Source organism: Lysinibacillus sp. NPDC093688 (genome assembly GCF_050280145.1).
GTDB lineage: Bacteria > Bacillota > Bacilli > Bacillales_A > Planococcaceae > Lysinibacillus > Lysinibacillus xylanilyticus_B.
The window spans coordinates 15,045-30,211 of record NZ_JBNNUX010000045.1; the positions used below are offsets into that span (position 1 = coordinate 15,045).

Sequence of the window (15,167 nt, forward strand, 5' to 3'; positions counted from 1 at the left end):
TTACCCCTCACTAGTCGCCGCATGGAGCTGGCTCTACTTTTATTTTTGAAGACATATCTTGATACGTAAAATGTAGGATCTTTTTCACACGCTTGAAGTATTTAAACAATCGTTCATTTGGATGTGCATTTGCTTTATATTCTTCGATAATGTCAGTAATAAGCGGTATTAGCTGTTCTGGCTCTAATCCCTCCACAACAGGCTGGGCCGCATGTGCTGTTCGACCAACCGGCTTGGCACCAATAAAAACATCAAATTTACTTTTACGATAAACAATGCCAATATCATCAAATACCGCTCGATAACACGCCATTCCACAGCCATTAAAGCCAATATTTAATGTTTTCGGTAACGACATGCCACCAAGCTTTTCTTGAATCTCTTCCGCATATGGAATCGAATCGGTTTTTTCTCCGTAACAGAAATCACAAGCCTTTAACGACAGTACGTCACCAATTGGTGTTAGTAAAAAGCCCACTTCACGAAGCTTTGCTGTAATTACCTCAGGCTCAGCCGTTGGAATTTTCAAATGAATTTGATGGTCAGGTGTATACTCCATCGTTCCTTCCTCACCAACTACCTCAGCTAATGTCATCATTTGTTGAGGAGTAAAAAACTTATTGGCTACCCCTGGACTAACAGCTAATTCAAAAATGGATTCGATTTTTTGTTGAACAAGCTTAGGTGAACTCTTCACAGCGCTCGTTCCCTTCACCATTGCCAGAGCTGCTGTTGCCAATTCAAGTGATGATTTTTTAAGCTTTGGTTCTGGTGTTATAGCTAAACTGGGTTTTATACGATTCGCATTGGGATCTGTCGCAAAATCATTCCGCGCTGCCCCTGTTTCCTGATTCATGGCCCATGGTTCATTTTCTTCCTTCAGTCGTTGATGTGGTCGTAACGGCTGTTTTTCTTCACCAAGTGTATATTTGCGCTGATAACCACGTGGTGTGATCATTTTATTGTCGTAGAAAAATGTTGTTGAATTCCCGATAATAACGGTTGTTAACATGCCGATATCATGTTCGAGCATTTCTGCTAAAGTCGTCATCGTAATTTCCTGACGATCACGATACGCGCTTTTCACAAGACCAACCGGTGTATCTGGCGAACGATATTCTAATAATATTCGTTGTGCCTCTACGATTTGTCTCGTACGACGTCCACTTTTTGGGTTATAAAGCGCAATCACAAAATCCGCCATTGCTGCGGCTTCTACTCGCTTTTCAATTAAATTCCAAGGAGTTAAATGGTCACTTAAACTAATGGTACAGGCGTCATGCATAATTGGAGCACCTAGTAAACTTGCACACGAATTAATAGCAGAAATACCTGGAACAATTTCTACCTCGATACCAGTGGCTTCTGTCCAGCCAAGCTCTATTAATACCTCATACACTAATCCGGCCATTCCATAAACACCGGCATCACCGCTGGAAATAACCGATACGATACTTCCTGCCTCTGCTTGACGTACCGCTTCCTGTGCACGTGAAACTTCCTCTGTCATACCAGTGCTAATAATCGACTTTGCACTAACTAAATCCTGAATAAGCTCAACATAGGTTTTATAACCAATGATCATATGACTTTGTTGTAGTGCCTCTACAGCACGAGTCGTAATATGTTTAAAGTCTCCAGGGCCAAAGCCAACTACGAAAATCTTCCCTTTTTGCGCCATTTTGTTACCCCTCTTTCACCTTTTCAATACCTTTAATGGCTGTTGTTTGTGCTGTACGTTGTAACGAACCTTCACGTAAAGTAAAGACATGTTCATTTAGTAACGATTCATGATTTAAATCTTGTACAAGTGCTCTCCCATGCTCCGTTGTCGGAACACGGTACCAATTCCCCTGAGGATAAGCAATGACAACACAAGCATCCTTACACCTGCCGTTACAGCGAGTTCTTGTCGTATGTATTTCCTTATCAAGTGCCAGTAACTGTATTTCATCACGAATTGCCTGAGTAATGTCCTCAGCATCTTTTTTCATACAGCTACTACCATTGCATATAAAAAGATGTGTTTTCATCCCCTCTAAATTCCAAGTTGTCATAAATTTTCTCCCTTCATTTGCTTTTAGGAAAAAGAAAAACCTTTACTCTAGACGAAGAGTAAAGGTTTGTAGAAGCCCAAAAAAACGAATATAGATATGTACTCGCTTTCGCTTCAACTTCTCCCTCCGAAAAGTTTGCATGCATCATCACATAAGCAGGTTTCCTGACTTAAGCTTCCTTTTACTTTCGCGCCTTCCTAGTTTTCACTAGTGGCATCCGCGATTTCATCAGCTATTACAGTAGCGGGGGCTGTATCGGACTCTCACCGATTTCCCTATTATCTTGAAAATATTCAAGCACTTATGGATGTTTTATATGAATTTGTCGTTTTTTTATAAAATTAAAAACTGTTTCTATCATAGCTTATTTTTTTAAAATTTCAATATTTCTTTCTTAATTTGTGACATTTTCATTAATTTTTTAAAGAAAAATATGACATTTCTATTCTATTTATCTAAATTTTCGACATAAACACTCAATTAAAAATTTTTTCATAAAAAGTATAGCATATATATGGAAAATCATGTTACACTTTGTCGTGAAATCTCACAACTTCATCTTTTTTCGGTGCGAATTGTTCATCATTTCGCTTAAAAGGGAAGCCGGTTCAAGTCCGGCGCGGTCCCGCCACTGTACTAGGGAGTTTTATAGATAATGTCACTGTCCAAAGGATGGGAAGGCCTATAAAACGTTGAACTAAAGCCAGGAGACCTGCCGAAAAATATGTGATCGTTTCAACCTACGAGGATGGGTGTGCGGCTTAGCAGATTAGAATTTTATTTGCATTTTTTAGCTATGCACTTTTCCAATACCGGAAAAGTGTTTTTTTTCGCATACTAATTCGAAAAATTTTAATGTGAGGAGGAGAGATTTTTGAAATTCTCAGGTTGGAAGCTTAGTTATTTCTTATTGGCATTTTTATTCGTGCCAGATCGTGCATTTGCGATGCATATTATGGAGGGCTTTTTGCCAATCGAATGGGCGATTTTTTGGTGGGTCGTATCAATTCCTTTTATTATTTTAGGATTACGTTCTATTCGTAAAACCATTGATGAAAATCCTGAAACAAAAATGATATTAGGACTATCGGGTGCCTTTGCCTTTGTGCTATCAGCCTTAAAAATCCCTTCTGTAACGGGTAGTTGTTCGCATCCGACAGGGGTTGGACTTGGGACAGTTCTTTTTGGACCATTAGCGATGAGTGTTATCGGGACAATCGTATTATTATTCCAATCTTTACTTTTAGCACATGGTGGGCTTACAACATTAGGGGCAAACACCTTTTCCATGGCCATTATGGGCCCTATTATCGCTTACTATGTATTTAAAGGCTCACAAAAAATGGGACTGTCGTTTTCAGTAGCAGTCTTTTTAGCAGCAATGCTTGGTGACTTAGGTACATATATTGTCACTTCTGTACAATTAGCTCTTGCCTTCCCTTCTGAGGTCGGAGGCTTTATGGCTTCATTCACAAAGTTTTCTAGTATTTTTGCATTAACACAAATTCCTCTTGCTGTTAGTGAAGGCATTTTAACAGTGATTGTTATGAACTTCTTGAAAAAATACAATGTGAGTGAATTAAAAGCTTTACGTGTTTTCTCAGCAAAGGAGGCTCACTAACATGAAAAAAAATTTATTGCTCTTAGCAATTGTTGTGTTGTTAGCAATCATTCCCCTCTTCATTCAAAAAGGCGCAGATTTTGAAGGTGCTGATGGTGAAGCGGAGGCAGCAATCGGTGAAATAGATGCTAACTACGAGCCATGGTTTGAAAGCTTATGGGAGCCACCAAGTGGTGAAATAGAAAGTTTATTATTCGCACTACAAGCTGCTATTGGAGCCGGATTTATCGGCTATTTCATCGGCTTAATGCGTGGTAAACATAAAGAAGGTTAAGAGATGTTACTTATTGATAAGTATGCTTATATGAATAAACTAGCGTCTGTTCATCCGCTAGAAAAAATGACGCTATCCCTTGGTCTGCTTCTACTGTCGCTTATCATGAGAGATGAACGAATTTCACTCATTACATTTATTGTGATGAGTGCTTTTATCATTTCAGGTGCAAAAATCCCTGCTAAATATTACGCAAAATTACTATTGCTACCCGGATTTTTTTTATTATCGAGCCTAGCATCCATTTTAATTTCTATAGCGCCAGCAACAAGCACGCTACCTCCAACTATTTGGTCATTTTCTCTTTATCATTGGACAATATTTGTTGGCAGTGCGAGCTTACTGACAGCGCAACAGCTTTTTTTCATCGTCCTTGGCAGCATTAGCTGTTTGTATTTTTTAATTCTCACGACATCAGTACAATCTATTTGTTACGTCTTGCGACAATGGCGACTGCCCACTTTATTTGTTGAGCTACTAGAACTAACGTATCGTTTTATTTTTATCTTTTTAGACAGTATGCAAAAAATTCATCTTGCTCAGCAGGCACGTCTAGGATACAGCTCCCCTATGCAGTGGCTTCGCTCGGTCTCAATGCTGATTGCTGCTTTATTTGTCGAGATGTTCCAACGAAGTCGTGAGCTAACCAATGCGATGGAAGCACGTGGTGGCGAAACGGTCTATTGGCAGGAGAAGGTTAGCTATAACACGAAAAACTGGCTAGGTATTGCTGCAATTTTTATACTCCTCATCATTTATGGAGGTTTTTTCTCATGACAGACTTATACTTTGAATTAACACATTTATCTTACGCGTATGCAGACGGAACGCATGCTTTAACAGACATTACACTTCAGATTCCAAAAGGAAAAAAAATTGCTTTACTTGGTCATAATGGAGCTGGAAAATCAACGTTATTCCAGCATTTAAATGGAATTTTGAAGCCTACAGCTGGAAGTATAACCTTTCAAGGCACAGCACTTAACTACAGTAGAAAAGCATTAAAAGACTTACGTCAACAGGTTGGTATTGTTTTTCAAGATGCAGACAACCAGCTTTTTTCTGGCACTGTTAAGCAAGATATTGCATTTGGACCTATGAATCTTGGCTGGACAACTGAAAAAATGGAAGAGAATATTGCGTGGGCTGTCGCTCAAACGGAAGTTGAAGCATTGCTTGATAAGCCGATCCATTTTTTAAGCGTTGGGCAAAAAAAACGTGTCGCAATGGCAGGAGTACTTGCAATGGAACCTTCCGTTTTATTATTAGATGAACCAACAGCTGGATTAGATAATTATTATAGTGCACAAGTTTTACACTATTTAGCTACGTTAGAAAACGGTGAACGAAGCATTTTACTGGCAACGCATGATATCCCGTTAGCCTATGAATGGGCAGATCAAATAATCGTCATGGAAGCTGGGAGAATTATTTATAATGGGGATCCCGTTGAACTGTTCTTTCAAGAGGATTTGCTTGAGAGAGCCCATCTTGAACGCCCATGGGTCTTCGATATGGCCATTGCTTTACAAAACAAAAAACTATTTGAGAAAAATAGTAAAATGCCTCGTTCTAAGGAAGATTTACACAGACTGATTGAGCAGTTATAAGACAATTTGTCCATAGTTGAAATTTATCGCGGCTAATACACTCTCCTCTTCTACTCCAATCTTACAAATCGAGTAGGAATGGCAGCCGTAATTTCTACGATGGATAAAACATATGGTAAAATATAGAATGGAATCTTTGAAAAATATATCCTCATTTATGAAACTTTTCTATCACCCATTCGTAATAGTATAGATGTCACAAATAATTAATTACCCAAGGAGGGAAAACAGTTGAAAAACTGGAAAAAGAAATCTATCGCTTTAGTAGCATCTGCTGCACTAATGGTTCCTGCTACTTCTGCCTTCGCTGAAGCTCCACAAAAAACAGCAAAGAACCAAGATTTAGTGAAAGTAGCTAGCAATAAGGACCAAACATTCAAAAATCAAAAAGAATGGATTAGTAAGGATACAATTATCGTCAAACATTCAGGTCTAGATAAGAATGTACATAACAAAATTGGTGCAAAAGTGATCCGCTCTATTCCTTCATTAGGTTACGATGTTATCCAACTCAACAAAGGAACAGATTTAGAAAAAGCAGTTTCATATTATGCTACACAAAAAGGGGTTAAAAATGTATCTCCGAGCTATGTGTATCATTCCTTTGGCACAAAGACAGATCCAAAGAAACAAGATATGTATCATTTAAACCTACTTCAAATTGATAAAGCTCTAGAATTAGCAGGTAACAATGATGTAAAAGTGGCAGTTATCGATTCTGGTGTGGACTTTAAACATCCAGATTTAAAATCTCATGTGCTACCTCCATATAATGCTGCAGCACCTGCCAATACTTCTTATCCTGGTGACCATGGAACACATGTAGCAGGAATTATTGGTGCTGCAAAAGATAATGGTATTGGAGGACACGGGATTAATCCAAAGGCCAAGCTTCTTCCGATCGATGTATTCAACGGACAAGATGGTGCTAATGATTTCGTCATTGCACAAGGCATCCTTTATGCCATCGAGCAAGGCGCCGACGTTATCAATATGAGTCTTGGTGGCTATGGAGAATCTCCATTAATGGAGGAAGCCGTTCAGAAAGCGATTGATAAAGGAGTTACCATTGTAGCTGCTGCTGGAAATGAATCGACAGATAATTACTCCTTCCCTGCTTCTTACGAAGGCGTTATAAGTGTAGGTTCTACGAATGATCGAAACAAATTATCAAGCTATTCAAACTATGGTCCATCGGTTGACCTAGTAGCTCCAGGTGAAGAAATTTATAGTACAGTTCATGATGAGAAAAAAGGATCATCCTTTGTAAAATTTAGTGGAACATCGATGGCATCTCCTGTTGTTGCCGGTGTGGCATCCCTTTTAAAATCAAAATATCCAGATTTAAAGCCTTATGAAATAGAAGCTATTCTCGAAAAGACTGCAAAGGATTTAGGTGAGACGGGCTATGATCTTACATATGGACATGGCCTAGTAGATCCTGTGAAAGCATTACAGTTTAATATTAAAGATTTACCAAAACAGTATTCCGAAACAAAAGAAGAGCGCTTGAAAAACGCTAAAGTCCTTAAAAAGGATACATTAAATACTGAAAAAGGTACATTCAACCAACCGGACGAAAAGAAATGGTACAAGGTTGATCTAGATGCAAATGAATATGCTCAACTGACATTAAAAGGTGCAAACAAATATGATTATGCATTTGATTTGTACTTCTACCCTGAAGGTTCTAATAAAAAAGTAGAACCAATTAACGTCAATGATGTTCGCGTAGGCAAGCAAGAAGGATACCTATATAATGCAGATCAGAAGGGAACCCTTCTGATCGGAGTGAAAGACCATAATGGAAACTATAGCTCAAAGGGCGATTCTAACTATGTTTTCACAGCTCAAACGACTAAAGAATTACCAATTGATTCATTAGATATGGAGCATATGGAAAAGATTGAAAAATTCCCATTCAGTACAGCAGGGAAAAACTATACCCTACTTTCTGAAGATCATCTAGGTGACAAAGATTATTTTACATTTTCAGTGAATGAACCAACGACACTGAAATTTGATTTAACTGGGATTCCAGGTGTTACAGCATCCATGGAGCTTTATTTAAAGGAAGATTTAGCAACAGAGATAGTTGATGCTGAAGAATTAGATGAGGCATATCCAATCCGAGCATCTTACGGCACGGATAAAGGCGATGGAGTAAGCTTGGTTGTCGATGCTATGCCAAATGAAAAGTATGTAATAAGCGTATCTAATAAAAACAGTAACAATTTTTCACTTGATATGTTCTTTAGCGGCGGTATTGATACTGAAGCAACTGTTAGTGAATCCATCATTCCTTACACATTAAAAGGTGAAGTCGTTACCCTTCCTGAAGATGAAGACGGCCTTACATTAGAAGGAATGATAGAAAACACCGTACAAAAGGATCTTTTACCTTTTAATGAATATACAGCAAAAAAACGTAATCAACTAAATGATTTTATGAATATGTTCATGAATCCAGGTGCTATGGAACAACCGGAAAACGTTGAGCAAATTATGGACCAAGCGATTCGTTTTGATATTGGTAAAGATCAAAAAGCATACTTCCAAACTGAAGATGATGAGGATTACTTCAAATTTACAGCTAAAGAAAATGCCGTTTATGGTTTCAAGATTCAAAAAGGTATAAACCAATCACCAGCTGGTAATATATTCGAATACGATGAGGAAACAAATGAATTAATCCCAGTTTCTTCATTAACTAACGATATGGGGTTACTTAGTCTGCTTCTTGGATCAACAATTGATGAAAACGAAGCGAAGACAATTGCATTGAAAAAGGATAAAACCTATGTTGTAAAAGTAATGAATCTTGGTGACCGTTCTTCTGAACCGTATACACTTAAAACAAGTAAAATGGCAGCTATTCCACAAGAGGATAAAATAAATAATAATACACCAAAAACTGCTATTAAGATTCAACCTGGTACAACTTACAAAGATCATCTCATTTATCAAGATGATACAGATTTCTACTATTATAAACAATATGGCAAAGATGAAGTCATGAGCCTTCTTATTTCTTCTGTTCCATATACAAAAGAACAGCTAGATCAATTACCGAAAGAACTTCAAAATGACTTGAAGTTTTCAGGCTCCATTATTGAAGATACTAATGGCAATAGAAAAATTGACCCAAAAGAAATGGCAACAGAAATACAATTTGGACAAGGTGAAGACCTCCTTCAAATACTAATGGGTCTTGGTGGGACAACAGATGTAAATACTTCTTTTAAAGCCAAACAGGGTCACGGGTACTTTATTGTTCTTAACGGAAGCAATGTTGGGCAAGTATCAATCCAACCGTATACTTTAACTTTGTTTGATCATAAAAATGCTGATGAAGATGCAGATTCCAAGTTAGTTAACGGTATACCGACAAAACCAACTGTACTTACGAAAAAAGACGGTAAATGGGTAGCTAAACAATATCTAAATGCAGGTGTTGCATTTGGTGATAAAGACTATTTTGAATTTAAAAACGACAGCAAACGCGATGTGTTCTTCTCTCTTAAAACAGAAAAAGCACTAGATGGCGTCATCCGTATTATTGATGCAAAAGGAAAAACAGTAGAAACTTTAGATTTTTATGGAGCTGGAGATGCTGAAGTAGGTACAGTCACACTGGATAAAGGAACTTACTTTATTGAAGTAAGTGAATATTACGGCAAAGCTAGTTCTCAACCATATACACTTGAAATTAAATAAAATATAAACCTCCTTGGACTGAAAAATGAACGTTGTAGAACGATAGAATTTTCGGTTGAAGGTAGTGTCGAAGACTAGGCTGGGACAAGACTGGCCAAAACCTTAAAAGCGCAAGAAATCAATTTTAGAAACGTTGATTTCTCGCGCTTTTTTGATATTCATCGAAAAGTACTGTTCACTTCTCTAGTTCGTTCAATGTTGCTTGAAGTATTCCCCCCCTCTTTCCCCCTGTATCTGAAGAAAAGAATCCCCCACCTATTCAAGCAAAAATACACTTTAACTTGGCTTTTCATTTAAATATTCAGCCACTTTTTGCACAATATGTCTCCAATTTAATTCCGCTCTTGCGAATGCTTGGAGGTGTTCGCATGTATCAGCCAATAAAGCTTCCTGTTTTGTTACTTGCTGCAATGTCCGTCCAACACTTTGCAAATCATGTGTTGGATGAATTGCCCCGAAGCGTTGATCATGGGTAATATCTTTAGCCCCATCCACATCGGTCGTAACAATATAACAACCATTCTTCGCGGCCTCAGCAAATACATGAGCATAGCATTCTACTAAGGAGGTAAGGCAAAATATTTTAGCCTTTCTATACTCTTCCTCCAATCGTACCTTATCATAAATTGGCCCCAAAATAGTGACCTGCGCTGCGAATGGATTTCCATCAAGTACGTTCAACAGCTCCTGTCTAAACGCCTCTGACATTGGACCTACTAACCGAAACTCCCAATCTGAAAGCTGTGCTGCTAAAAAGGCTTTTACTGCTAAAAGAATTTGTTTTTCAGGAGCATCTAAACGACCAACCGTTACTATTCTATTTTCTTTCTCTTTAAATGAAACAGGCTCTGTTTGAAACAGTTCATAAAAGCCGTTAGGAATACGTTTAATATCCAAATTCAAAAACTCATGAATAGAGCTTTGAATGGATTCACATTCAGAGGAAAGTACATCACAAAGCTGGAGTAACTCCGAAAAATAAGGATAGGTTTTTAATCTATTTAACCAAAACCGATTAACATCTAATTTCAAATAAATTTTTCCGTTTGGATTAAATTTTTTATAAGTTTTTAAGATCGATAAATACGATGGATACGGCCCTATCGCAAATGCAATATCGATGTCCTTTGCGTGCTCTATTAAATAACTATTCATATTAGCAACATAGTCATCGCCAAACGGAATATGTTGAAAAGTGACAGAAGGAAAGGTTTGTTTCAATAATGCTTCATTCATTTCAGTCGTTAAAATACTAACATCATAGCCTAAATATTCACCTAACAAAATAGGAACAAGGCACAAATCTTTGAAAATATGTGCGTCGGAGAGCTTATACGATTCCACACTACATATGAAGGCTATCTTTTTTGACATAACATCCCCCTTTTTTTAAATGAAGCGTTTCATTAAATTATGATTTCTTGTTCAATAATGTGAAAAGATTAGTATAAGTACCGTAAACACACTAGTAAAATCACCTTATTTTAAAGTGCGTTTCTCTCTTTTAAATAACTAACGAATGAAAGCAATTGCCTACAGAACAACTCTTGCAACGCATATTGTAATAAAGAATCCTTCATGGCAATCAAAGGAAACAGTATAGACTTTATAAAACTTCTGCTAACGCCTATTGAACATTTCTACTAACAATAAAAGAATCGAGGTTTTACATGAAAATTAGCTTTTTATCACCAGCCTACAATAGTGAAGAGTGGATATTAACAATGTTAGAAAGTATTCCTAAAGAATATGCCTATGAAATTATCGTTTGCGATGATGGCTCAACCGACAATACTTTAACTTTATTAAAGGACTATCAAAAAAACTGGCCAACCTTAAAAATAATTAATCATCCAACTAATTTAGGTGCTAGTGTAGCCTATAATCGATGTATCACAGAAGCTACTGGTGATTATGTAGCAATCATTGATAGTGATGATCACTACTTACCCGCCATTAGAAACGTCTTAGCCCAAGTAGATGGTCAGTTTGATATTTACTACTACAACATGCTAACAAAGGCAGGCTATGCATTTATAAAAGATGAATCAAACCAATACACATTACCTGGACAATTTAAAATTATTCGAAGAAGTTTTATAGGTGATGCTACCTTTACCATAAGAAAAGATATTGCCGGGGATTGGGATTTTAATTGTGCCTTAATGGATAAAAACCCAACAAGTAAATATACAAATGAATTGGCATACTGGTATAACTTCCCAAGAGAAAACTCTGAATATGATTTACATCGTAGAGGATTAAAATAACGCCATTATTTCCATACATGCAGGAGGTGTAATTGACAATACAATGTTTAAAGATAAAGTTCTTCTCATTACTGGCGGCACCGGCTCTTTTGGTAATGCAGTATTAAAGAGATTTTTGAATACCGACGTTAAGGAGATTCGCATCTTTTCAAGAGATGAGAAAAAGCAAGATGATATGCGCAAACTCTACCAACATCCGAAAATTAAATTTTTTATAGGCGATGTACGTGACATCCAAAGCATTCATAATGCGATGTATGATGTCGATTTTGTTTTTCATGCTGCCGCTCTTAAGCAGGTCCCCTCTTGCGAATTTTTTCCACTAGAAGCAGTTAAGACGAACATCTTAGGCACGGATAATGTTTTAACTGCGGCTATTCAAGCAAGTGTTAAAAAAATTATTTGCCTATCTACTGATAAGGCTGCTTATCCAGTAAATGCAATGGGAATTTCGAAGGCTATGATGGAAAAAACGTTTATTGCTAAGTCTAGAATGGTTCATTCAGATAAAACATTGATTTGTGGGACACGATACGGAAATGTCATGGCTTCAAGGGGCTCTGTCATTCCTTTATTCATCGAACAAATTAAAGCTGGCAAGCCTTTAACGATTACAGATCCAAAAATGACACGCTTTATGATGAGTCTTGATGAGGCAGTAGAATTAGTTTTATACGCCTTCTCACACGCTGACAACGGGGACATTATGGTGCAAAAATCACCAGCAGCTTATATTGGGGATATAGCACAAGCATTACTAGAAATTTTTCAAGCTCAAAATCAGATACAAACTATTGGAACACGGCATGGCGAAAAGATTTACGAAGTGTTATTAACAAAGGAAGAAGCTGCAAAGGCCATTGATATGGGGATTTTTTATAGAATCCCTGCCGATAACCGGGATTTAAATTATGGAAAATATCTTGATGAGGGCTCTCCTAAAATTACGTTAACCGACGAATACAACTCTACTAATACGAAAATACTGTCAGTCGCTGAAATAAAAGAAAAATTAGTAAAGCTTCCTCTCATTCAAGAAGAATTACAAAATTGGATGGGAGGAAAACCTTGAAATTTTTAGTACTTGGAGCTACTGGAATGGCTGGCCACACAATTTCACTCTATTTGTACGCCCAAGGGCATGAGGTAACAACCTATTCACGAACAGCCTTTTCATGCGGCAATAATATTACGGGAGATATTACAGATACAAATTTTTTAAAGTCACTTTTATTAGATCGCGACTATGATGTTGTGGTCAATTGTATCGGTGTTTTAAATGACGCCTGTGAAACGGACCGCGAGAAAAGCGTATATCTTAATAGTTATTTGCCTCATGCCATTGAGTCTTTATTAAAAAACAGTAACACCAAGCTTATGCATTTGAGTACAGATTGTGTATTTTCAGGAAAAGCAGCCCCCTATCATGAAAAAAGCCTTCGCGACGGGGAAACCTTTTACGATCGTACGAAGGGACTAGGAGAAATCGAAAGCACTCAACACCTAACATTTCGTAACTCTATCATCGGTCCTGATTTGAAGGAGGATGGCATTGGCCTCTTTAATTGGTTTATGAAACAACATGATACTATTCGCGGCTATACTGGTGCAATTTGGACCGGAGTTACTACCCTAACGTTAGCAAAAGCCATTGAACATGCAGCGCTTGAAGGTATAACAGGCCTCTACCACCTCGTCAACAATAGCAATATTTCAAAGTATGATTTACTGCACTTATTCAATAAGCACTTTAAACAAAATAAAGTAACGATCCGGTCATATCCCCTCGTAAACATTGATAAAACACTAGTCAACACCCGAAAAGATTTTTCATTTATTGTACCTAACTATGAAGAAATGATCCTTGAGATGAAAAACTGGATAGAGCAGCATAAAGATTTGTATCCCCATTATTTTAAATGAGTTTGGAGGATCTGGATGCTAAAGAGAAAGTTCGGAGACCGTTCAGAATGGCCACGAGTTATAGAAAGAAAGTATAGTCAGTCATACCTTGATACTAGTAAATTCAACGGTTTTATAACTTTATTACTTAAAGGCTGAAAAAGATGGCATTACTCCCCTCACTTGCGGTTGGAAATCGCGATTAGTGAAGCAAAGTGCATAAAAAAGACACCTGCTACGGTGTCTTTTGGGCATGAACCTAGTATTTAATTTTAAGAGTATCCCCATCGACATAAACTCCCTCGGAACGGGAAATCGGCAGCTTTTGCTCTGCTGAGAATCCGATCGTTTCTCCATCCCTTAAAGTGACATCCTCTTCTACAATATATCCGGAAATCGTAATCAAAAAATCACGTAGCTCGGCAGGAGATGCTTGACTGTCCATAATTTCAATTTCATCCTTGCCAAAGGCTTTTAGCCCATAAGTATATCCATCTAACCCGGTTTCCGTTCCAACCAGGCCGAAATAAACCAGATTCAGTAAAGGAAACATGTCGTCGTCATTCTTCATGACTTCAGCCATATCCTGAAAAAGTTCAGGCTGAAACACGGTACCGCAAGTATAGATTCCTATTGCGTTAGAAAGCTTTAAACAACTGGCCGCCAGTTTAGTGTATAGCCTGCCACTGTCCAGCGGGGAGCCGGAGCGGGTAAATGCAGCCAGGATGATTTGAGCTACATGCGTTTGAGTAACCTCCACGGCTTCCTTCCACATGTAGTTTCCCTGTGCATAATGCTCAGCCTCACCATCTGGTACGGGAGCATCGACAAAACTTACCGCTAAGACGCAGTCGTCCACTTCAAAGACCAGGGTTCCTTCCTTTTCCTCATTCTCTGCCGACGAGCAGGAGATGTTCCAATCATTCAAAAGGTTGGCTTTTATCTGATCAATATCACATTCTGTAGAGTTTAGCAGAACGAACCCGTTAAAAATACCAGAGCCATTGTCTTGCGTTTCCGTCTCGTCCTCCATGGATTGGGTAGCTTCATATGCTGCAGCTTGCTGCATCCAGTATTCTCGGATTATTTCTACCATCTTTACAGCGTCTTGCTCTGCAGTCGCAGGATCATAAGGTTGCATCTCGCTGAATATATGGCCGCAATGCTCCTTGTCAGACGGGTCCTCATAGCCTCCGCATACGCCAAGGAGCCATTTTCCGAGCATTGCTTTTTTATACTTGAATATGTAGTAGTGCATATCATATAAATCAAATTCTCCTGCAATTTCTATTTTCCTCGGTTGTTGCCCAAGTTCGCGTTCATCTGCAAGCCAATCGATCATGGATTGCATTGCTGCTTGTTGTTGAGCTGTCATTAATTTCACTCCTTAATAAATAATGATTCTACAATTATACTACCAACTTTTAGGAAAATGAAAGGTGTATCAAGAATTCCCCCTAAAAGTTAGGAGATCACTGTAAGTATTGAGTGCTGGAATGAGTAGCAATATAATCTCGACTTTTTGGTCATAAAAAAATCCTCCATTCAATTGAATTGGAAGATAATTTCGGTACTATATACACGTAATTTTCAGGGTAATAAAAAAGGGATTCTACGTCAGTAAATTGTACCCTTTGTAAAGGACATTTTAAAAAAGGTTAGGCAACTTTTTGAAGCTGCTGTCTGTATTTTGCAGGCGGTAGCTTTTTTAAATTC

The 15,167-nt window shown here is 37.9% G+C and carries 12 protein-coding genes and 2 riboswitches; of the genes, 8 read left to right on the plus strand and 4 right to left on the minus strand.

The window, feature by feature from the left end:
• Positions 1–10 precede the first annotated feature (10 nt).
• Together cobJ and ACQKN2_RS22380 are read right to left on the minus strand one after the other, a co-directional pair.
• Positions 11–1,681 carry a precorrin-3B C(17)-methyltransferase gene (gene cobJ / locus ACQKN2_RS22375; protein WP_427416901.1) on the minus strand — a complete coding sequence of 557 codons (1,671 nt, stop codon included), beginning with the start codon at positions 1,679–1,681 and terminating at the stop codon, positions 11–13.
• 4 nt (positions 1,682–1,685) lie between these two features.
• On the minus strand, positions 1,686–2,057 hold the full coding sequence (locus ACQKN2_RS22380; RefSeq protein ID WP_427416902.1) for a (2Fe-2S) ferredoxin domain-containing protein: 372 nt from the start codon (positions 2,055–2,057) through the stop codon (positions 1,686–1,688).
• Between the two features lie 136 nt (positions 2,058–2,193).
• Positions 2,194–2,377, minus strand: a riboswitch (cobalamin riboswitch).
• Between the two features lie 229 nt (positions 2,378–2,606).
• A riboswitch (cobalamin riboswitch) is annotated at positions 2,607–2,791 on the plus strand.
• A gap of 140 nt (positions 2,792–2,931) precedes the next feature.
• On the opposite strand from ACQKN2_RS22380, the gene ACQKN2_RS22385 reads away from it, so the two are divergent.
• From ACQKN2_RS22385 to ACQKN2_RS22405, 5 genes are all read left to right on the plus strand, one after another.
• Positions 2,932–3,678, plus strand: a complete 747-nt coding sequence (locus ACQKN2_RS22385) for an energy-coupling factor ABC transporter permease (RefSeq protein WP_427416903.1) — start codon at positions 2,932–2,934, stop codon at positions 3,676–3,678.
• 1 nt (position 3,679) lies between these two features.
• A complete protein-coding gene (locus tag ACQKN2_RS22390) occupies positions 3,680–3,952 on the plus strand; it encodes an energy-coupling factor ABC transporter substrate-binding protein (protein ID WP_079561978.1) in 273 nt (90 codons plus the stop codon).
• Between the two features lie 3 nt (positions 3,953–3,955).
• Positions 3,956–4,729, plus strand: coding sequence for a cobalt ECF transporter T component CbiQ (gene cbiQ, locus ACQKN2_RS22395; RefSeq protein ID WP_427416904.1), 774 nt, complete (start codon positions 3,956–3,958; stop codon positions 4,727–4,729).
• On the plus strand, positions 4,726–5,562 hold the full coding sequence (locus tag ACQKN2_RS22400) for an energy-coupling factor ABC transporter ATP-binding protein (protein ID WP_427416905.1): 837 nt from the start codon (positions 4,726–4,728) through the stop codon (positions 5,560–5,562). The genes cbiQ and ACQKN2_RS22400 overlap by 4 nt, the downstream gene beginning before the upstream one ends.
• A gap of 231 nt (positions 5,563–5,793) precedes the next feature.
• The gene (locus tag ACQKN2_RS22405; RefSeq protein WP_427416906.1) at positions 5,794–9,279 is read left to right on the plus strand and encodes a S8 family peptidase; all 3,486 of its coding nucleotides are present in this window, start codon (positions 5,794–5,796) and stop codon (positions 9,277–9,279) included.
• Between the two features lie 276 nt (positions 9,280–9,555).
• On the opposite strand, the gene ACQKN2_RS22410 is transcribed toward ACQKN2_RS22405, so the two are convergent.
• A complete protein-coding gene (locus tag ACQKN2_RS22410; protein WP_427416907.1) occupies positions 9,556–10,653 on the minus strand; it encodes a glycosyltransferase family 4 protein in 1,098 nt (365 codons plus the stop codon).
• A gap of 296 nt (positions 10,654–10,949) precedes the next feature.
• Between ACQKN2_RS22410 and ACQKN2_RS22415 the strand changes: the two genes are divergently transcribed.
• From ACQKN2_RS22415 to ACQKN2_RS22425, 3 genes are read left to right on the plus strand one after another with little or no spacing between them, the layout of a single operon-like run.
• Positions 10,950–11,549 (plus strand): glycosyltransferase family 2 protein, encoded by a 600-nt coding sequence (locus ACQKN2_RS22415; protein WP_427416908.1) that lies wholly within the window; start codon positions 10,950–10,952, stop codon positions 11,547–11,549.
• Positions 11,550–11,592: 43 nt separating this feature from the next.
• Positions 11,593–12,621, plus strand: coding sequence for a polysaccharide biosynthesis protein (locus ACQKN2_RS22420; RefSeq protein ID WP_427416909.1), 1,029 nt, complete (start codon positions 11,593–11,595; stop codon positions 12,619–12,621).
• Entirely contained in the window at positions 12,618–13,472 is an 855-nt protein-coding gene (locus ACQKN2_RS22425; protein ID WP_427416910.1) for an SDR family oxidoreductase, read from the plus strand. Before ACQKN2_RS22420 ends, ACQKN2_RS22425 begins: the two co-directional genes overlap by 4 nt.
• 238 nt (positions 13,473–13,710) lie before the next feature.
• On the opposite strand, the gene ACQKN2_RS22430 is transcribed toward ACQKN2_RS22425, so the two are convergent.
• Positions 13,711–14,826, minus strand: coding sequence for a DUF4261 domain-containing protein (locus ACQKN2_RS22430; RefSeq protein ID WP_427416911.1), 1,116 nt, complete (start codon positions 14,824–14,826; stop codon positions 13,711–13,713).
• Positions 14,827–15,167 lie beyond the last annotated feature (341 nt).